General features: G+C 74.0%; 13 protein-coding genes, 1 tRNA gene and 1 pseudogene. 3 read left to right on the forward strand and 12 right to left on the reverse strand.

From position 1 onward, the window contains the following. On the reverse strand, positions 1–876 hold an 876-nt coding region (locus ESG85_RS09315), incomplete at its 3' end, for an RNA polymerase sigma factor (protein ID WP_164986203.1). A gap of 435 nt (positions 877–1,311) precedes the next feature. Here ESG85_RS09315 and ESG85_RS09320 point away from each other — a divergent pair. From ESG85_RS09320 to ESG85_RS09330, 3 genes are all read left to right on the forward strand, one after another. After that, positions 1,312–2,286, forward strand: coding sequence for a hypothetical protein (locus ESG85_RS09320; protein ID WP_246094900.1), 975 nt, complete (start codon positions 1,312–1,314; stop codon positions 2,284–2,286). Positions 2,287–2,543: 257 nt separating this feature from the next. After that, positions 2,544–4,433: an HSP90 family protein gene (locus tag ESG85_RS09325; RefSeq protein WP_374050366.1), complete on the forward strand. Its 1,890-nt coding sequence runs from the start codon at positions 2,544–2,546 to the stop codon at positions 4,431–4,433. Then, positions 4,434–7,673, forward strand: a complete 3,240-nt coding sequence (locus tag ESG85_RS09330) for a hypothetical protein (RefSeq protein WP_128977588.1) — start codon at positions 4,434–4,436, stop codon at positions 7,671–7,673. 208 nt (positions 7,674–7,881) lie between these two features. Here the strand turns inward: ESG85_RS09330 and ESG85_RS09335 are convergent, their stop codons facing one another. The 11 genes and pseudogenes from ESG85_RS09335 to ESG85_RS09380 all read right to left on the reverse strand — a co-directional run bounded on the left by ESG85_RS09335 (position 7,882) and on the right by ESG85_RS09380 (position 19,491). Next, complete coding sequence (locus ESG85_RS09335) at positions 7,882–9,141, reverse strand: sensor histidine kinase (RefSeq protein ID WP_128977589.1); 1,260 nt, start codon at positions 9,139–9,141, stop codon at positions 7,882–7,884. Further along, a complete protein-coding gene (locus ESG85_RS09340) occupies positions 9,138–10,889 on the reverse strand; it encodes a sodium/solute symporter (protein ID WP_128977590.1) in 1,752 nt (583 codons plus the stop codon). The genes ESG85_RS09335 and ESG85_RS09340 overlap by 4 nt, the downstream gene beginning before the upstream one ends. 35 nt (positions 10,890–10,924) lie before the next feature. Further along, complete coding sequence (locus tag ESG85_RS09345) at positions 10,925–11,317, reverse strand: hypothetical protein (protein ID WP_128977591.1); 393 nt, start codon at positions 11,315–11,317, stop codon at positions 10,925–10,927. A gap of 143 nt (positions 11,318–11,460) precedes the next feature. After that, positions 11,461–12,279, reverse strand: a complete 819-nt coding sequence (locus tag ESG85_RS09350) for an arylamine N-acetyltransferase family protein (protein WP_128977592.1) — start codon at positions 12,277–12,279, stop codon at positions 11,461–11,463. A gap of 183 nt (positions 12,280–12,462) precedes the next feature. After that, positions 12,463–12,927 carry a discoidin domain-containing protein gene (locus ESG85_RS35300; RefSeq protein WP_181019001.1) on the reverse strand — a complete coding sequence of 155 codons (465 nt, stop codon included), beginning with the start codon at positions 12,925–12,927 and terminating at the stop codon, positions 12,463–12,465. Further along, positions 12,901–13,707 (reverse strand): annotated as a pseudogene (locus ESG85_RS09355) (Tat pathway signal sequence domain protein); the annotation flags it as partial. The gene ESG85_RS35300 and the pseudogene ESG85_RS09355, both read right to left, overlap by 27 nt. A gap of 224 nt (positions 13,708–13,931) precedes the next feature. Next, on the reverse strand, positions 13,932–15,248 hold the full coding sequence (locus ESG85_RS09360) for an ATP-grasp domain-containing protein (RefSeq protein WP_164986204.1): 1,317 nt from the start codon (positions 15,246–15,248) through the stop codon (positions 13,932–13,934). Positions 15,249–15,260: 12 nt separating this feature from the next. Then, positions 15,261–16,451 (reverse strand): ornithine--oxo-acid transaminase, encoded by a 1,191-nt coding sequence (gene rocD / locus ESG85_RS09365; RefSeq protein ID WP_128977645.1) that lies wholly within the window; start codon positions 16,449–16,451, stop codon positions 15,261–15,263. 45 nt (positions 16,452–16,496) lie between these two features. Further along, positions 16,497–17,762 carry an ATP-grasp domain-containing protein gene (locus tag ESG85_RS09370; protein WP_128977593.1) on the reverse strand — a complete coding sequence of 422 codons (1,266 nt, stop codon included), beginning with the start codon at positions 17,760–17,762 and terminating at the stop codon, positions 16,497–16,499. Between the two features lie 248 nt (positions 17,763–18,010). Further along, entirely contained in the window at positions 18,011–19,051 is a 1,041-nt protein-coding gene (locus tag ESG85_RS09375; protein ID WP_128977646.1) for an inosamine-phosphate amidinotransferase 1, read from the reverse strand. Between the two features lie 352 nt (positions 19,052–19,403). Beyond that, positions 19,404–19,491: transfer RNA gene (locus ESG85_RS09380), tRNA-Leu, on the reverse strand. Positions 19,492–19,515: the final 24 nt, after the last annotated feature.

The following is a 19,515-nucleotide window of genomic DNA, read 5'->3' on the forward strand; positions in this document are numbered from 1 at the left end:
GGACACGGCCGGCGCGACGGTCGCCGTGGGGGCGGTCGTCGCCGTGGCCGCGGTGGTGGCCCCGGCGAGGGCGGTCGGGCCGAGGCCGGCGGCCTCGCGGACGGCGCCGAGCAGCAGGGCCGCCGGCGGGACGAGCAGCAGTCCGGCGAGCAGCCCCTCGGCGGGGACGAGGCCGTGCCAGAGGCCGGCGCAGTGGGCGCAGCCCCGGGCGTGGCGGGCTATGCGCTTGCGCCACAGCGCGGAGGGCCGGCCGTCCCAGATGCCGAGGCTCTCCCGCAGCGTCGGACACAGCGGGGTCGCGGACAGGGCGCGTACGACGACCCGGGCGCTCTCCAGGCGTTCCTTCATGCGCTGGATCCGTACCCCGGCGTGCTCGGTCGGAATTTCCAGGGCGGCGGCGACCTCGTGACGGGTCAGTTCACCGGCGCATTCCAGCCACCACAGGGACAGCAGGGCGTTGTCCTCGGGCTCCAGCCAGCGGGTGGCCTCCGCGGTCTCGCGCCGCTGCCCGGACAGCTGCAGCCGGACCACGGTCAGCTCGACGAAGTCGGCACCGGGCCTGGCCATGTCACGGGCCTCGTCGAGGGTGCCGGCGGCGTGGCGGGCCTGCTGGCGGTGCCAGTGGGTGCGGAGCGTGTTCATGGCGATGGCGACCAGCCAGGACCGGAAGCCGTCCGGGGACCGCAGGCCGCCGAGCCCGTCGAGCGCCCGGAGCATCGTCTCCTGGACGACGTCGTCCACGTCGTGGTGCCCGTTCATCGCCCGCCCGACGATGTTGTAGACGAGCGGAAGATACGCGGCGACGAGCCGGTCCCGCGCCTCGGGGTCACCACCCTGCGCGGCCCTCACCAGCTCGGTCCCGTGCGGTGCTTCCATGCCTTGCCTCATCCTGGTCGTCCTGCCTGTTGCCGATGCCCGACACCTGGGAGACCACGACAGGCCCGCCGGATAACGGAAACCGCCGGGGAATTTTCGAGATGGCCGAAAACCGCCCCTCCCCGGGGCTCCGGCCGCGGAGTCTAGCCCGCGGGCCCACCCACCGGCAGTCCGCAGGACGGAAACCCGACGGACGGCGCCCGGACCGCCGCCGCTCCTGCGGCCGCCGATGGGCCACGACGGTACGGCGTCGGCCGGCGAGAAGGCCCTGTTCGTGGCGCGCCGTGGACTGACCACGGCCGGCGGGGTCCGCCGTCGGGGTGGTCCGCCGGCGCCTGTGGATAACGTTGGGCGAATGTCGGCCGAGCGTGATAGTCACTACTCCATCGGGGAGGTGTTCTCTGACCTGCCCGTTCGACAGTCAAGGGGTGGGACATGGCATTGCTCCGTGAGTGGGGGCTCACGCTCGGGAAATGGACCGGCCGGTCCGCGGCGACGCTGGAGCGGGACTCCGGCGATCCCGATGTGACGCGCGCCCGCGAGGCCGCCGAGGCGGGCGACTGGACGTCCCTGCGGGCCGTCCTCGAAGCGCGGCCCGAGAGCACGGACCGCGCGGACCTGCTGATGGCCGTCGCGAACACCGCCGGCGTGGAGCGCTGGATCACCGGCGTGCTGGAAGCGGAGCCGGACGCGGCGCTGCCGCGGCTGGTCGCGGGGTTCCGGCAGGTCCGCTGGGGCTGGGAGGCCAGGACCGGCATGCGGGCCGAGTACGTCTCGCGCGAGCAGTTCGAGGTGTTCCACGACCGGCTGCGCACGGCGGAGACGTGGCTGTACGAGGCGGCCGAGCGCGAGCCGGCGTGGACCTCGCCCTGGTACGGCCTCCTGATGAGCGGCCGCGGCCTCGAAGTCGGCCCGGTCGTGGCGCGGCGCCGCTTCGAGGCGGCCGTGCGGCGCGACCCGTACCACCTGGGCGCGCACCAGCAGCGGCTGCAGCAGGTCTGCGAGAAGTGGAACGGCTCGCACGAGGAGATGCACGCCTTCGCGCGCGAAGCCGCGTTCGGCGCGCCCGTCGGCACGCCGCTCGGCCAGCTCGTCGCGCTCGCGCACATCGAGCACTGGCTCGCCCTCGACGGCGACCCGGGCGTCGCGTACATGCGCCGCCCCGACGTGGTGGCGTCCCTGCACCAGGCCGCCGACCACGCGTACCGGCACCCGGAGTTCGCGCCGCGCACCGGCCGCCTCCAGGTGTTCAACAGCTTCGCCATGGCCTTCTCGATGGCCGGCGAGCGGGCCGCCGCGCGCGAGTGCTTCGAGGCGTCCGGGGGCCTGGTCACGGAGTTCCCCTGGAGCTATCTCGACGGTGACCCGGTCGCCGCCTACCGCAAGCATCGTTCCGCCGCCGGCCGCTGAGCCGGAGATCCGCCTTCCGGCATGGTGGCCCCCCGTCCCGAACCAGGCGTCCGGGGCCCAGGAGCCGGCATGGCTCCGCCCCCGGCCCCCGTACCCACCTCGCCGCTCGTCCGCACCTCCGTAGCCCGTCTTCACCTCCGTAGCCCGCCTTCACCTCCGCACCTCGTCTCCACCTCCGCACCTCGCACATCTTCCGTACCCCGTCATCCCTCCGTACCTCATACCGACCGTCGTACCGTCAGAAAGACGTCATCCAGGTGTCCCACTCGAACCGGGCCGAGACCGCCCACACCTTCCAGGTCGATCTGCGCGGCCTGGTCGACCTGCTCTCCCATCACCTCTACTCCAGTCCGCGCGTCTACCTCCGCGAGCTGCTGCAGAACGCCGTCGACGCGATCACGGCGCGTCAGGCGGCCGTGCCCGGCGCGCCCGGCAGCATCACCGTGCGCACCGGCGACACGCTCACCGTCACGGACACCGGCATCGGTCTGACCGAAGCCGACGTGCACCGTTTCCTCGCGACCATCGGGCGCAGCTCCAAGCGGACCGCCGACGGCGGCCTCGACGGCGCCGGACTGGACGCGGCGCGCGGGGAGTTCATCGGCCAGTTCGGCATCGGTCTGCTCGCCTGTTTCGTGGTGGCCGACGAGATCACGGTGCTCAGCCGGTCGGCCGTCGACCCCGCGGCGCCCGCCGTCGAGTGGCGCGGCCACTCCGACGGCCGCTACACCCTCCGTACGCTGCCGGCGTCGGCGGTGCCCGAGCCGGGCACCACCGTGCGCCTCACTCCGCGTGCCGACAACGCGGAGTGGACGAGCCCCGAGCAGGTCGTCGCGCTCGCCCGGCACTACGGCGGGCTGCTGCGGCACGAGGTGACCGTGGTCGGTCCGCGCGGCGAGAGCCACCGGGTCAACGACACGCCGCCGTGGGAGCGGCAGCACCGCTCCCCGCTGGCCCGCCGGGAGGCGCTCACCGCGTACTGCCGCACCCTGTTCGACTTCACGCCGCTCGACACCATCGACCTGGATCTGCCGGCGGCCGGGCTGCGCGGTGTGGCCTATGTGCTGCCGACCGCGGTGAGCCCGGCGCAGCGGGCCGGTCACCGGGTGCACCTCAAGGGCATGCTGCTGACCGACCAGGCGCCCGAACTGCTGCCCGACTGGGCGTTCTTCGTGCGCTGCGTGGTCGACACGACCAGCCTGCGGCCGACCGCCTCGCGCGAGTCGCTCTACGAGGACGGCACGCTCTCGGCCGTGCGGGACGCGCTCGGCGAGCGGATCCGCGACTGGCTGACCGGGCTCGCCGCGAGCGACCCGGCGCTGCTGCACCGCTTCATCGACACCCACCACCTCGCGGTCAAGGCGCTGGCCCGCTACGACGACGAACTGCTGCGGATCGTGCTGCCGTGGCTGCCGTTCGAGACCACCGACGGCAACGTCACCCTGGAGGAGTTCGCCCGGACCCATCCGACGCTCCTCGTCACCCGTAGCGTCGAGGAGTTCCGTCAGGTCGCGCCGATCGCCGCGGCGGCGGGTCTCGGCGTCGTCAACGGCGGTTACACCTACGACCGGGACCTGGTGCTCCGGCTGCCGGAGATCCGGCCCGGCACGACGGTCACGGACCTCGACCCGGCCACGGTGACCGCGCACCTGGACGCCGTGGACCCGACCGCCGAGCTGCGCGCCGCCGGCTTCCTCGCCGTGGCCCGGGAGACCGTCGGCGTCCACGACTGCGACGTGGTGCTGCGGGACTTCCAGCCGGTCACCGCGCCCGCGCTGCTGCTCGACAACCGCGAGGCACGGCACGAGCGGACCCGGTCGAGCCTCGCCGCCGACAGCGACGGACTGTGGGCGGACATCCTCGGCTCGCTGCGCAACGAGACACCGCGCGCGCAGCTGGTCCTGAACCACCTCAACCCGCTGGTCCGGCAGGCCGTCACGATCACCGAGCGCGGCCTCGCCGTGACCACGGCCGAGGCGCTGTACGGGCAGGCGCTGCTGCTGAGCCGTCGCCCGCTCAAGGCGAGCGAGAGCGCCCTGCTCAACCGGGCCTTCATGGGTCTGCTCAGCCATGCCATGCACCACACCGGCACGGACACCCCCGGCGGTCCGGGGACCCCCGGCACCGAGCCCCGGAAGGAACTGTAGATGCTGGACACCCCCGAGGCCGTGTTCGAGGCGTTGCGGGAGAACCACGACCGCCCGCACGGCCTGCAGCGCACCGTCACCGCCGAGGAACTGGTGGAGGCGGCCGAGGTCTTCGAGAAGCCGGACGTGCTCGTCACCGCGCTCCTGGAGCTGATGACGGCCTACGAGTTCACCGGTGAGCACCGCAAGTCGCCGGTCGCGTTCGCCCGGCTCCTGAAACTGTGGGACACCGCTCCCGGTTCGTTCAGCGAGTGGGAGGCCCACCAGGTCTTCTGGCGCTTCAAGTGGGTGACGACCTCGCTGCTCCAGGTGCCCGAGGTGCCGCTGGCCACGGTCCTGGGCTGGATCGACCGGATGCGCGAGCGCTACGAGGCGGCCGGGCACGGCATGCAGCCGGTGGCGGCCATGGGCTACCACGTCGCCGAGCACACCGGCGTGGGCGTCGCCGACGCGTACGACCTGTGGGTGACCCGGCCGCGCACGGACCTGAGCGACTGCGAGGCCTGCGAGACCCGCGGCATCGCCGGCCACCTTCTGTCGGCCGGTGACGACGAGGGCGCCCTGGACGCCTGGCGCCCCGTGCTCGACGGGTCCCAGGGCTGCTCCGAGGAGCCGCAGTCCAGCCAGGCGCGCGCCCTGCTGCCCCTGCTGCGCACCGGCCGCCTGGACGAGGCCCGCTCGCACCACCTCACCGGCTACCGCCGGATCCGGGGCAACACCGGCATGCAGGAGGAGCTGGGTCTGCACCTGGAGTTCTGCGCCCTGTCCCGGAACGAGGGGCGCGGCCTGGAGATCCTCGCGGAGAACCGCGGTCCGTTCGAGGCGGGCGGCGCGCCGCTGGCCCGGCTGGAATTCCTCACCGGCGCCGAGGTGCTGCTGGCCCGGATCGTGGCGGACGGTCTCGGCGACACCGCCGTCGCGGGCCCGCCCGGCCGGAACTGGACGGCGGGCGAACTCCTCGGCCACGTACGCGCCGAGGCCGGCCCGCTGGCCGCCGCGTTCGACGCGCGCAACGGCACGACGGCGGTCGGCGACCGGCGCCGGGAGCGGCTCGGCCGCGCTCCGCTGCTCGACGAGCCCCTGCCGCTCGGTCTGCGCACCGCCGTGACCCGGCCGGCCACGGCCCCCGGCGGCACGGCCGGCGGGGCCGCGGCCGCCGCCCGCGCGTCGGCGGCCGTCGTCGAGATCCCGGAGGACTTCGCCGACCTGGTCCGGGAGGCGCGGCGGCTGGCCGCCGAGGGCCATCCTTCGGAGCGGCGGCTGTGGGAGCGGATCGGCGAGCGCCTCGCGGACGGCGCCGCACCGGACCCGCACGACGACCGGCTCGGCCCGCCGGAGCTCCTGGAGGCCGAGCTCGCCGACCACCGCGCCGCCCGGTCCGGGATCGCGGACCGGCGCGCCGAGTTCGCCGCCGGACTCGACCGTGCGGCCGGTCTGTACGCGGGCATCGGCATGCCCTGGCACGCGCTCGCCGCCCGGGCCCGCGTCCTCGCGTGGGGCACCGCCGGCGAGGAGGACGGGGAGACCGCCGGGGAGACGCAGACGGGTCCGGGCGCGGACGGCGGCGGCGGCGCGGACGACGGCGACACGCACGGGGGCTTGGACGACGGCGGCGCGGACAGCGACAGCGGCGCGGACAGCGACAGCGGCGCGGTCGGCGGCAGCAGTGGCGGTGGCGGCGGCGGTGACGCCAAGGGCGCGGACGCGGATCGTGTCCCGGCCGGCCATGGCACGGAGGCCGGCACCCCGGACACGGCCCGGCACGACCCCGCGGCGGTTCAGGCCGAGGTCGACGCGGTGCTGCGCGAGGCCGAGCGGCTGAAGGCCGCGGCCCCGCTCACGGGCGAGCGGCCCGGTGCCGGTGAGACCGCGTCCGTGCACGACGGCCACGACGTCGCCCGGGCACGTGTCCTCCAGTACGCCATCGTTCTGAACTCCGCCGCGTACAGCGCCTATCGCGAGGTGCTGCGGCAGATGCCGGAGCCCTCCGACGCCGCCGTCGCCCGGTTCGAGGAGCTCGCCGGCACACTGCGGTCGGAGGCCGAGCGGCTTTCCGTGCTCCACCAGGCTGCCAACGCGCGGCAGTACGCCGCCGACCTGGCCGGGCGGCGCGGCGACTTCGCCGAGGCCGAGGCCGAGCTGCGCGCGGCGCTCGCCGACGTCGAAGCGTCCGGCCGGCCCTGGCGCGGCACCCGTCCCCGCTGCCTGCTCGCGCAGTTCCTGCTCGCCAGGCAGGAGCCGGCGGAGGCGGTGGAGCTGTTGCACGAGGCGATCGGCGCCGCCGTGCGCCACGACGACGCGGACTTCCCGATGGCCCCGTCGTACGCGCTGCTCGGGCACGCCGCCTCGCACCTCGGTGACGTCAACGCCGCCGTGCGCCATCTGTCGGAGGCGGCCGCGCGGTTCGACCAGGCCGGGGACGCGGAGGAGGCCACGGACATCCGGCTCCAGCTCGCCGACGTCCTGGCGCGTGCCGGCCGGCAGGCCGACGCCGTCGCCGTACTGGAGTCGGTCCTGTCCGACGGGGCGGCCGCGTCGCTCGACGAGCGGATGCTCGCCCAGGCGCGGCTGACGCTGGGCCGCGGCCTGCGGGACCTGGAGGAGTTCCTGCCGGCGGCCGAGGAGTTCCTGCGGCTCGCGGACGCCGTCGCGGAGTGGAAGGACGACCGCGCCGTGCACACCCTGGTGGCGGCGGAGGCGGCGGTCACGCTGGTGCTCGCCGACCGCTGGGACGCGGCGGCCACGGCGTACGACCGCGCGGTCGCCTCGCACGCCGAGGCCCCGAACCCGCCGCTGCTCGCCCACATGATGCGCGAGTTCGCCCGGCTCACCATGGCCGCCCGCGGTCAGGAGGGCCTCGACGAGGCGCTGGAGCACCTGGCGCGGGCCGACGCGCTGCTCGCGGCCGTGCCCGAGGAGTCGGCGGACTTCCCGCTCTGGTACGAGCAGGGTTCGGTGCACTACCAGCGCGCCCGCGTGCTCGCCGAAGCCGAGCGCTTCACCGAGGCGCTGGCGTCGGCGGAGTCCGCCGTCGCCGCTCACGAGCGGGGCGGTGAGGAGGGCGAGGTGCCGCGCGCCGAGGCGGTGCGGACAGCGGCCCTGATCGAGGGCAACGGCCTGGAGCGCCACGCCGACGCCGCGGCCCGGCTGGCGGTCGCGGCGGCCCGCTGCCGCACCGCCGGCCTGCCGGAGGCGGCGGAGATCCTGGAGTCGCTGCGCCGGGAGTACCAGACGCGGTGACCCGTGTCCTCGGCCGGGCCCGGCCGAGGCAGGCCGGGTCGGCTCGGCTCGGCCGGGCCTGGCGGGGGGGGCGACAGCGAGCCCGGCGCTCGCGCGTCACCCGGGCCCGGACCGACCCGGCACCGTGCCGTGCTGTGCCGTGCGGTGCTGTGCTGTGCCGTGCCGTGCGGAAGGGGACACGGGGAGGGCCCCGGCCGCGCGACCGGACTCAGCCCTCGCGGCCGGTCGGGGCGTGGGCGTGGACGCCCGCGTGGTACTTGGGGATGCGCAGGGTGATCTTCATGCCGGCGCCGACGGCGGTCTCGATGACCAGGCCCTCGTTCTCGCCGTACACCTGACGCAGCCGTTCGTCGACGTTGCGCAGGCCGATTCCGGTGGTGGGTCCGCCCTCGCCGTTCAGGATGCGGCGCAGTCGCCCGGGTTCCATGCCGACGCCGTTGTCCTCGATGCTGACCCGGGCCACCGCACCCTCGTCGACGGCGACGATGGTGATGAGGCTGCGTTCGACGGAGTCCTCCAGGCCGTGCTTGACGGCGTTCTCGACCAGCGGCTGGAGACACAGGAACGGCAGCGCGACCGGCAGCACCTCGGGCGCGATCTGCAGGGTGACCTGGAGGCGCCGGCCGAACCGTGCGCGGACCAGCTCCAGGTACTGCTCGATCGAGTTCAGCTCCTCGGCGAGCGTGGTGAACTCGCCGTGCCTGCGGAAGGAGTAGCGGGTGAAGTCGGCGAACTCCAGGAGCAGTTCGCGGGCCCGCTCCGGATCGGTGCGGACGAACGAGGCGATGGCGGCGAGGGAGTTGTAGATGAAGTGCGGGGAGATCTGCGCGCGCAGGGCGCGGATCTCCGCCTCGATGAGGCTGCTGCGCGCCCGGTCGAGTTCCGCCAGCTCCAGCTGGCCGGAGACCCAGCGGGCCACCTCCTCGGTGGCCCGGGCGACGGCGGCCGAGTCGTGGGTGCCGAAGGCCGCGAGGGCGCCCTTGGGCCGCCCGCCCGCGGTCAGCGGCGCGACCACCCCGAAGCGGACGGCGCAGTCGGCGCGGTCGCAGTCCACAAAGAAGCTGCGGGTACGGCCCGCCTGCACGGCCTTCGTGACCTGCGCGGCGAGCTGCTCGCCGTGGTGGTCGCCGCCGCCCTCCCAGGCGAGGACGCCGTCCAGGCCGGTGAGCGCCAGCGACTGGGTGCCGAGCAGGGGCCGCAGCCGGCGCACCGCCTTGCGGGCCGTGTCGGCGGTCAGTCCGGCCCGCAGCGGCGGGGCGGCGAGCGACGCGGTGTGCAGCGTCTGGAAGGTGGCGCGTTCCACGCCGTCCGGGTCCCGTCCGTCCCCGCGCGCCGGGCCCCGGCGCCCCGCTCCGCGGACGAACCCGGCGCCGAGGACGTGCCCGGCGCCCCGTGCGTAGGCGGCGCCCGCGGCGAAGCAGACCGCGCCGACGACGGCGCAGCACAGCAGCAGCAACAGCAGGGTCATCGGCGCGCCTTCCAGGCTCCGGCGGGCGGTACGGGCACGGGGGCCTCGGGCAGGTGGAGGCGCGCCATGATCGCGTCGGTGCCGGCGGGCACGCGCTTCGGAGTGGCCAGCGAGACCAGGATCATGGTGAGGAAGCCCAGGGGCACGCTCCACACGGCGGGCCAGGCCAGCAGCGCGCGCGGCCAGCCGGAGTCGGGGCCGCCCATGACGGTGGCGAAGACGGCGGCGAGCGCGGCCCCGCCGCCGGTGACCAGGCCGGCGAGGGCGCCCGCGGCGGTGAGCCGGCGCCACCAGATGCCGAGGAGGAGCAGCGGGCAGAAGGAGGAGGCGGCCACCGCGAAGGCAAGGCCGACGGCGTTGGCGACGGACAGGCCCTGGACCACGACGTGCCCGGCGGCGGGTACGGCCACGGCGAGGGCGGTCGCGAGCCGGAAGTGCCGTACGCCGCGGGGCGAGGGCAGGAAGTCCTGGGTGAGGACCCCGGCGACGGCCATGGTGAGCCCTGAGGCGGTGGACAGGAAGGCGGCGCAGGCGCCCGCGGCGAGCAGCGCGCCGAGGAGGTCGCCCGCGGTTCCGCCGATCAGCCGGTCGGGCAGCATGAGCACGGCCGTGTCGGTGTTCCCGGTGAGCAGCAGGTCCGGGGCGTAGACGCGGCCGAGGGCCCCGTAGAGCGGGACGAGCAGGTAGAAGGCGCCGACCAGGCCGAGGACGACGACGGTGGTGCGGCGGGCGGCCCGGCCGTCGGGGTTGGTGTAGAAGCGGACCACGACGTGCGGCAGGCCCATGGCGCCCATGAAGGTGGCGAGGATCAGTCCGTAGGTGGCGTACAGCGGGTGCTCCTCGCCCGCGTGGCCGCGGGGTTCGGCCCAGCCGGTGGAGGTGCCTCCGTCTCCCCCGGCGGTGGAGCGCTCGGGCACGGTGCTGCCGGGCGGGAAGCCGAGGACGGTGCCGGCGTCGACCCGGTGGCGGCCGGGGGCCAGCTCGACCGGCTCGCCGTCGTGGCGGTGGCCGTCGACGGTCCCGGTGACGGTGACGCGCAGCGGCTCGCCGATCCGGAGGGTGACGCCGTCGTCGACGCGGACCTCGGCGTGCCCGCGGAATCCGGGCGGTTCGTCGAGGGCGGGGGCGGGCCGGCCGTCCGCGTACCAGGCGAACAGCAGGAACAGCAGCGGCACCAGCAGGGCCGTCAGTTTCAGCCAGTACTGGAAGGCCTGGACGAAGGTGATGCTGCGCATGCCGCCCGCGGCGACGGAGAGGGCGACCACCACGGCCACCACGATCCCGCCCGACCAGGAGGGCAGTCCGGTGAGGGTGCCGAGGGTGAGTCCGGCGCCCTGGAGCTGGGGCAGCAGGTACAGCCAGCCGACGACCACGACGAGCAGTCCCGCCGCGCGCCGCACGGCCCGGGACTCCAGGCGCGCCTCGGCGAAGTCGGGCAGCGTGTACGCGCCGGAGCGGCGCAGCGGGGCCGCGACGAACGCGAGCAGGACCAGGTGTCCGGCGGTGTAGCCGACGGGGAACCACAGCATGTCCACGCCCTGGGCGAGCACGAGTCCGGCGATGCCGAGGAACGAGGCGGCGGACAGGTACTCGCCGCTGATGGCGGCGGCGTTGAGGCGGGCGGGCACGCTGCGCGAGGCCACGTAGAAGTCGGAGGTGGTGCGGGAGATGCGCAGGCCGAGGGCGCCGACCGCGACCGTGGCGACGATCACGGCGGACACCGCGGCGACGCCGTAGGGCTGGTTCACTCGGCGGCCCCGGCCGCCGCGGTGCGGGACACCGCTCAGGCTCCTTCGACGGCCCGGGTGTAGTCCCGCTCGTTGCGCTCGGCGCGCCGGACGTAGCGGCCGGCGAGGAGCAGGAGGAGCGGGTACACGGCGACGCCGAGCACGAGCCAGACGACGACCGCCGGTACCGGTCCGAGACCGGTACCGGGCAGGTACCGGAAGACCAGGGGCAGGGTGCCGACGAGCAGCGCGAGCGCCGCGCCGGTGGCGAGCCCGGCCCGCAGCTGGCGCCGGATGAGCCGTCGTACGTGCGCGTGGGCGGCCGGGGTGAGTGCGCGGGGCGGCTCGGTCGCGGGGCGGTACGGCGTGGACCGGTAGGCGGTGTGCGCGGGCGTGCTCCCGGGGTGGCGCGTGACCACTTCGCGCCGGGGAACCGGTTCCGCTGCCATACGCATGCCCTCCCGCCTCTCGATGCGGATCACCGCGCCGTGCCCGCATCGAGGGTGGAGTGTACGCAGCGGTCCGGGGCCCCGACCAGAGCCGCGGAGACTTCGCGCCGGTCAGGGCGGTCCGGGAGGCGCGGAGCCGGGCGCTACCGCGGCAGGCGGGTGCCGTCGGGCAGCAGGATGCCGAAGTCCTCGGCCAGGACGGTCAGCACCTCGTCCGCGTCGGCGAGTTCGCGCTCCTTGCGGGTGCCGTCGGCGCCGGTCTGCGTGAACGTCCGCCCGGAGAGGGCCAGATGGGCGTCGTCGGTGGTGCGCTGGGCGTAGACGGCGCGGGCGAACGGCGAGCGCGGGTGCGTCGCGATGTACCAGTTGATCACCTCGTAGTCGGGCTGCCGGAACGGCTCGACGGTGAAGGCGTACTGGTCGTCCCAGCCTTCGGTCTCCGCGCCGTGCGCCTGCAGCGTCCACGTCTCCAGCGGTCCGTCGTGCGCGGCGCGGACCAGGCGGTGGTGGCGCGGGGCGTCGTGCAGCTCGGCACCGTCGGCCAGCGGGATCGGTTCCAGGAGGGAGCCGATGCTGCCGAAGCCGACGTCGGTGACGTACGGCACCGGCTCGCCGGGCACCCGGGTCAGCATCAGCATGTGGGTCCGGGGCCGGACGTCGCCGGGCCGCGCGCCGACGAGGACGCGGGCGGTGAGCAGGGTGACCTCGAAGCCGAGCGCCCTGAGGACCGTGCCGAGCAGGGTGTTGTGCTCGTAGCAGTAGCCGCCGCGGTCGCCGTGGACGAGCTTGGCCTCCAGGTCCGGCAGCGCGAGCGAGGGAGCTCTGCCGAGCACCGGGTCCAGGTTCTCGAACGGGATGCCGGTGATGTGGGCGCGGTGCACGGACGTCAGCACGTCCAGCGTGGGCCGGCGCTCGCCGGACCAGCCGATGCGGGCGAAGTAGGCGTCGAGATCCATGGTCATGTGGCCACCGTACGGGGCGGGTTCGGGCTCCGCCTCGGTCGGCCGTCCGATCCGGGGCCCACGGCGGGCCTACGACCTCGGTCGCAGGTCCGCGCCGGGTCCCGCCGCGCCGCCCGTCACCCCGCGGCTCCTCGCCGCGCCGCGTCCCGTCGACGCCTGGGCGGACGTCCGCGGAACACCTTCCTAGGAGCCGGCGGCCGTCGCCGGTGTGCCGTAGACCTTCATCTCCCAGAGGGAGTATCCGTACGGGGTCGCGCGCTGGGTGCCGTACACCCGGACGTAGCGGGCGGTGCCGGTCACGGGCGTCTCGTCGGTGCCGCCGTCGCCGGTCGTGGTGGTGTGGAGGTCGGTCCAGGTGGTGCCGTCGAGCGAGCCCTGGACGCGGTAGGCGCGGGCGTGGGCGGCCTCCCAGTCGAGGCGGACGCGCGAGAGGGCGGCGGGTGCGCCGAGGTCGACGCGGAGCCACTGCGGATCGGATCCCTCGGCGGAGGCCCAGCGGGTGTCGGAGCGGCCGTCGACGGCCTTGCCGGCGTCGAGTCCGGCCGCCTCGGTGGAGGAGGCGCTGACCGGCCTGCCCTGGGAGAGCAGGGTGCCGGGGCCGGGAGCCGGGCCGGAGCCGGTCAGCTGGTAGGCGCGGAGGTTCTTCAGGAGGAGGTAGGTGTCGCGCAGGGAGCCCGAGGTGTCGCCGAGGGACCGGTAGATGCCCCACTTGGGGCGCACCCGGTCGGCGAGGAAGGTGTCGACGCCGGTCTTGGTCGCGTCCAGGACGGTGGTTCCTCCGCTCTTGACCACCCAGCGCACGGCGCCGGCCGTCCCGTCGCCGATCGTGATCTCGTACTCGATGTCGATCCACTTGTTCTGCAGCGGTTCGAGGTCGGTGCGCCCGACGAGGACGTCTCCGTCGAAGACCTTGTGCTCGATGGTCTGCCGGCCGTTCACGCGGCGCAGGGAGGTGACGGTGATGGGCGAGGTGCCGCTGCCGGGCTGCTTGGTCTGCATGACGTGGGTGAAGGTCTTGGTCGCCATGAGGGAGCCGGGGATGTACATCGAGTACGTCACGCGCCAGGTCTCGCCGGGCTTCCAGGACAGGTAGGAGGACGACGAGGTGCGGTTGCCCGTCACCTCCTGCCGCTGGCGGTCGGTGAGGGAGTCCCGGTCCACCATGTGCATGTCGAAGCGGTAGGCGTCGCCGGCGACCTTGATGTGGGGCCGGGCGGCGGGATGGGAGCCGGCCCGGTCGTCCTCGACGGTCTCGAAGGCTCCCAGGCCCTGCGTCGCGGCGTCGGGCGCCCAGCGCAGGGTCCAGCCGGCCGCCGCCCCGGCAGGAGCGGCCTTGGCAGGAGCGTCCGCGACGGGAGCGGCCGCGGCGGGTGCGCCGGTCGCCTGCGAGGACAGGGTGCCGAACAGGGTGAGGGAGAGCGCGGTCAGGGCCGCCGCGAGGGCGGCCGGGAGCGTGCGCCGTCGTGCCATGCGCCACCTCCGGTGGGGAGTGGGGATGTGATGGGCGCATGACATGCTGCCGCCACCGGAGACGTTAGTAAAGGTTCCTGACAGTCATCGAGGCGTCCGGAGCGGTCGCGGGCACGCGAGGGGGCGGTCGGGCATGCCCGACCGCCCCCTCGCACCTGTCCTTCCGTGCCGCCTTGTCGGGCTCAGCCCACCGGTTCGGTTCGCACCCGGACCAGGTCGGCGAGTCGCCTGCTGTGGGCGATCGCCTCCGCGGCGTCGGCGCCCCGCGCCACCACGTAGCCTCCGATGTCCTCGTTCCAGGTCAGCGGGTTCACGACGTCGCCGGGCCGCACCATCACGTGGAGGTCCACGAACGCCGGGTCCGCGCGCACGGCCTCGGTGCCGGTCACCTCCACGACCCGGCCGGGCTCCGGCAGGAGGCACCGGAGGGCCATCGCACCGCGCGGCTCGGGTGACCCGTCGAGGGGCTCCAGGAGGCCGAGCCCCGCGGCCAGCGCGTACCGCTCCATGTCCACGCCGTACACGTGCTCGGCCATCTCGTTGATCGCGTACCCGCCGATGCGGTTGTGCGATTCGAGGATCCGCGGGCCGCGCGGCGTCAGCTTGACCTCGGTGTGCCCGGGGCCGTTGCACAGCCCCACCGCGTCCAGGAAGTCGAACACCAGCCGGGTCGCCTCACGCACCGCCTCGGGCGGATGGGGGGCGGGCATCGACAGACCGATCTCCGCGAAGCCCGTCGTGCCGAAGTCCGCGAAGCCGGAACCGCCGAGCTCACGGCCGGTCGTCGCGACGACGACGTGCCGGCCGTCGAAGCTCAGCGTCTCCACGCTGAACAGCGGGCCCTCCAGGTACTCCTCCATGAGGAACTCCTGGAAGGTGTCGGCGAACGCCACGTCGCCCTGGGCCCAGTCCTTGTCGTTCAGGGACCGGTACTTCTCGGCGACGGCGTCCACCTCGGCCTCCTCGCGGACGCAGAACACCGCCAGGCTGCCCGACTCGCGGACCGGCTTGACGATGATCGGCAGTCCGTGAGCGGCGACGAAGTCCCGGACGTCCTGGGTGGTCCGGCCGACCGCGGAGGCGACCGGACTGAGGCCCTTCTCGGCGAGGCACTGCCGCATCCGCGCCTTGTCGAGCAGGAGTTCCACGGTCTCGACGGACTCGCCGGCCAGACCGAGCTCCTCGTTGATCCGGGCCGCCGGCAGCAGCCCGAACTCGGTCAGCGTCACGGCCGTACGGAACGGGTACCGCGCGTGCAGCGCCCGGGCCATCGGCAGGACCTGGTCGACGTCGGAGTAGTCGAGCAGCAGCGCCTGGCCGACGTACGGCCAGTGCTCGCTCCCGTACGCGTTCGGGTACTGGGCGTGCAGCACGTCGAGGCCCAGCTCGCGGGCCTTGCGCAGCTGTCTGACCTTGCCGCCCACGACGAGGACGCGAGGCCGGCCGGAGGCGGCGGCCGCCGGGGAACCCTGGCCGGTGGTGCCGGCATTCTCGGACAACGTGGCTCCTCGTCAGCCCAGGACTTCGGCGATGGCGTCGATGCCGCGGTCGAGCTCCTCGCGGGTGATCACCAGCGGCGGCGAGACACGCAGGTTCTCGTCGGCCACCTTGCACAGCAGGCCCCGTTCGAGCAGCGCCTCGGAGACCCGGCGGCCCGTCGGACGGCCTTCGGCGATCCGCACGTTGGCCCACAGGCCGCGCCCGCGGACCTCGGCGACGCCGTCGAGCTCGCCGAGCCGCGCGTGCAGGTACGTGCCGAGCTCGCGGGAGCGCTCCTGGAACCCGCCGGTCGCGAGCAGCTTCACCGCGGCGCGGCCGACGGCGCAGGCGAGCGGGTTGCCGCCGAAGGTGGAGCCGTGCTCGCCGGGCCTGAGCACGCCGATGACGTCGGCCCGGCCGACCACCGCGGACACCGGCATGGTGCCGCCGCTCAGCGCCTTGCCGAGCGTGTACAGGTCGGCGCGGACGCCCTCGTGGTCGAGGGCGAGCGTCGCGCCGGTGCGGGCGAGGCCGGACTGCACCTCGTCGGCGATGAACAGGGTGTGCGTCTCGTCGCACAGCTGCCGGACCTCGGTGAAGTAGCCCTTCGGCGGGACGACGACACCCGCCTCGGCCTGGATCGGCTCCAGGAGCACCGCCGCCGTGTGCTCGGTGACCGCCGCGCGCAGCGCGTCGATGTCGCCGTACGGCACGACCCTGAAGCCCGGCGTGTACGGGCCGAAGCCGTCGTGGACGGTCGCGTCGGTGGAGAAGGAGACGATGGTGGTGGTGCGGCCGTGGAAGTTGGAGCCGGCCACGATGATCTCGGCGGCGCCGTCCGGCACGCCCTTGACGCGGTAGGCCCACTTGCGGGCGATCTTCACGGCCGAGTCGACGGCCTCGCCGCCGGAGTTGGAGGGCAGGACCCGCTCGGTGCCGGTCAGTTCGGCGAGTTCGCGGCAGAACAGCGCGAACCGGTCGTGGTGGAACATCCGGCTGGTCAGCGTCAGCCGGTCCAGCTGCGCCTTGGCGGCGGCGATGATGTCGGGGTGCCGGTGGCCGAAGTTGAGCGCGGAGTACCCGGCGAGGAAGTCGAGATGGCGCCGGCCGTCCAGATCGGTCACCCAGGCGCCTTCCCCGTGCGTGAGCACGACGGGCAGCGGGACGTAGTCGTCGGCGCCCCAGCGCTCGGCGAGCGCTATGCAGTCCTGGGTGGAGCTCACGTGCGTGGTCAAGTCGGCACTCCTTCGGCAGGCGGCGGGTCGCCCCTAGAAAGGTCTGTTGTCGTACAGGTGCTCGTGCTCGATCCGGCGGAGCCTCTCGTAGTCGGCGAGCGTCTCCGCGGGATCGTCGGCGATCAGGTACACGTAGCCGGGCCAGGTCGCGACGTCGACGGTCCGGGGAAGGACGTGGCCCGCCGGATGGGCCATCACGGTGTGGGCGTACGACGGCAGTTCACGGACCGGCGCCAGCTGTTCGCGGGACGGCACGACGCCGCGCTCGCGCGGGTTGATGAGGGCCACGAAGCGCGGGTGCTTCAGCAGCCGGTACGCGGTGGTGGGCAGCCGGTCGAACGCGTCGGGGTCCGCCACGGACAGGGCGAGGAGGTCCACCTGGTTCACGCCGAAGCAGCGCGTGATGATCTCCGGGATCTGGCCGCCGCCGGTGCGCGCGCCGCACTCGACGAGCACCGGTCCCCGGGCGGTCAGCATGATCTCGGTGTGGCCGGCCCCGTTGCGGATCTCCAGGGCGTCGAGCACGCGGTGCGCGTAGGACTCCAGCCGTCGGGCGACGGGGTCGTCCGGGGCCAGCGGCTCGTCGTAGTCGTAGATGAAGTCGCCGCCCGGCACCCTGCGCTTGTGATAGCGCCAGATCTCCACGGTGTGGTGCCGGCCACCCCGGCTGACGCTGTTGACGTAGTACTCGTCGCCGTCCAGGAACTCCTGCGCGAGCACGACCTCGTTGACCATGCCGTGCCGGTCGGTGCCGCCGAGGATCCGTGCGTGGGCGGCGCGTATCTGCTCCGGCGTCGAGCAGGCCACGACGTTGTCGGTGCTGGAGCTGGAGACCGGCTTGACGACGACCGGATAGCCCGCCGTGGCCTCCGCCCAGGCGACGATCTCGTCGGCGTCGGCGGAGACGATCGTGGCCGCGTGGTCGAGTCCGGCGTCACGCAGGGCCTGGACCATGTCGTACTTGTTGCGGCGGGCGCTCGGCCGGCTCATCCCGTTGCCGGGAGTGCCGAGTTCGGCGGAGAGCCGGTCGGCCAGTTCGACGCCCGACTCGGTGCCGGGGAGCACGGCGACGACGCCGTGCTCGCGCAGCGCCGTCGCGGTGGCGGCCACGTCTCCGTCGTGGCGGACGTGGTCGACGTAGCCGTCGGGGTCGTAGGGCATGTGGACGTCGGGGTGCGGCGAGTGGATGTGCACGCACTCGATGCCGTGCCGGGCCAGCGCGGCCGGCAGATGGCGCCCTGTCGAGCGCCCGTCGACGATCGCCACGCGCCGCGTACCCGTGGGGGAGCTGGTCACCATCGGCTGTTTCCCTTGCTTCCCTTGTGAGTTCGGAGGGTTCCGGCGGCGGCGCGGCCAGGCCGCCGCCGAGGAGGACGTCGTCGGGGCCGGCCGGCGGCTCGTACGGCTGCCTGGGCGGAGGGACGGCCGACGGGCTCGTACGGCTGTCTCGGCGGAGGGACGGCCGACGGGCTCGTACGGGGAACTCCGGCGGGACCGGGGTCCCGTACGCGGAACTCCGGGAGAGGCCGGCCGGCCCCCGGCCCGTCCTACCGGTAGGTGGCGAGCTCGCCGGTGCGCCGCACGTCGAGGGTCACGCAGTGGAAGCCGCCGCCCAGCGAGCGGGCGTGGGTGAGCTGCGCCGGGATGCACTCGACGCCGTGGCGTTCCAGCACCCGGATGAGGTCCACCTGGCGCTTGTCGATGACGACCTTGCTCGGTCCGACGGTCAGGAAGTTCATCCCGATCCACACCGAGCCGCGCGGGTGGGGGCCGACGAAGCCCTGGTCCACCAGCTCCGGGCACTCGATCCGGTCCCAGCCGCGCAGGAACTCGGGCATGTTGCCGTCGTTGACCCGGGACGGGTTGACCAGCACGAGTCCGGGGCGCAGCGGGGCGATGGTGGAGTCGATGTGGGTGGAGGTGTAGATGCCGGGGCAGGGGTGCACGGTGTACTCGTCCCCGAGCGCGGCCTGCAGCCAGCGGGCGCCGAGCATGTTGCCGCTGTCCGAGACCTGGTACAGCACGTCGGTGCCGAACTTGAGCACGTTGGCCGCGTCGAAGACCGGCTCGAGGTTCTTCAGCCGTTCGCCGGGCGCCGCGGCCGGCTCGTACATGTCGTCGGCCAGCTGCGGCTTGGGCGCGGAGATCCACCGTGCGCCGCTCTCGAGGTACTCGATGAACAGGTCCTTGTAGGCGAACCCTTCGAGCCACCGGGAACGCAGCACCATGGGCGACTCGATGAGGGTCTTGCCGACCGCGAGGAATCCGTCGCGGGGGCAGTAGTCGTGGAATCCGTCGGTGCTCCAGTCCGGCGTGGACACGACCGCCTTGTGGTCGCGTCCGCCGGGCCGCCGCACCTTCACGCCGAGGCCGGTGAGGATGTCGACGAGCTCTTCGAGCTCGGCCTCGGTCTGCTCGACGACGTGCGCGGGGTACGGCCCGGGGACGATCTCCTCCGGGTTGTCGATGTCGCCGTACTCCGCGGCCAGCAGGCTCCGGTCGGTGACGGGCACCCGTGCGCCGCCGATGGTGCCGACGACGATCTCCTCCAGCGGATCCCACTCCGTGTACACGTCCACCAGGCTCATCGGGTTGTCCTCTCCCATGCCGGGCGCCGCCGACGCGACGCCGGTCAGCCGTTCGAACACCGCTTTCCCCACCACCGGGCATTCCGGCCGGGGTCCGGAATCGCGACCAGAGTGGCACGGGCGGCACCCGGTCCGGGTAAGCCGGACGCGGAGCCTGAACGGCCGGAAGTAATCGCCGTGCGTCGCCGCGAATGAGCTTGTCGCGGACGCGCGGGGCGGCGCCGGCGTACCAGGGCCCGTGACGCCGGCGCCGGATGCGCCGAAGGGCCCCGGAAAGCCGAAATACCGGTCGAGGCATGCCCTCGACCGGTACGGCGTGAATGATTCGGGACGTTCTCGCGAAGCGTCCTTCTGGTGTCCGAGGGGGGACTTGAACCCCCACGCCCGATAAAGGGCACTAGCACCTCAAGCTAGCGCGTCTGCCATTCCGCCACCCGGACAGGGTGTCGTCGTCCGCGCGCTTT

Source organism: Streptomyces roseicoloratus, from assembly GCF_004117935.1.
Lineage (GTDB): Bacteria > Actinomycetota > Actinomycetes > Streptomycetales > Streptomycetaceae > Streptomyces > Streptomyces roseicoloratus.

Excerpts from the sequence above, each read along its gene's own strand:
- ESG85_RS09375 (WP_128977646.1), bottom strand. The coding sequence starts at position 19,051 with ATGAGCCTGGTGGACGTGTACACGGAGTGGGATCCGCTGGAGGAGATC.
- ESG85_RS09350 (WP_128977592.1), bottom strand. The coding sequence starts at position 12,279 with ATGACCATGGATCTCGACGCCTACTTCGCCCGCATCGGCTGGTCCGGC.
- ESG85_RS09320 (WP_246094900.1), top strand. The coding sequence starts at position 1,312 with ATGGCATTGCTCCGTGAGTGGGGGCTCACGCTCGGGAAATGGACCGGC.
- ESG85_RS09335 (WP_128977589.1), bottom strand. The coding sequence starts at position 9,141 with ATGACCCTGCTGTTGCTGCTGCTGTGCTGCGCCGTCGTCGGCGCGGTC.
- ESG85_RS09370 (WP_128977593.1), bottom strand. The coding sequence starts at position 17,762 with ATGGTGACCAGCTCCCCCACGGGTACGCGGCGCGTGGCGATCGTCGAC.
- ESG85_RS09345 (WP_128977591.1), bottom strand. The coding sequence starts at position 11,317 with ATGGCAGCGGAACCGGTTCCCCGGCGCGAAGTGGTCACGCGCCACCCC.
- ESG85_RS09330 (WP_128977588.1), top strand. The coding sequence starts at position 4,434 with ATGCTGGACACCCCCGAGGCCGTGTTCGAGGCGTTGCGGGAGAACCAC.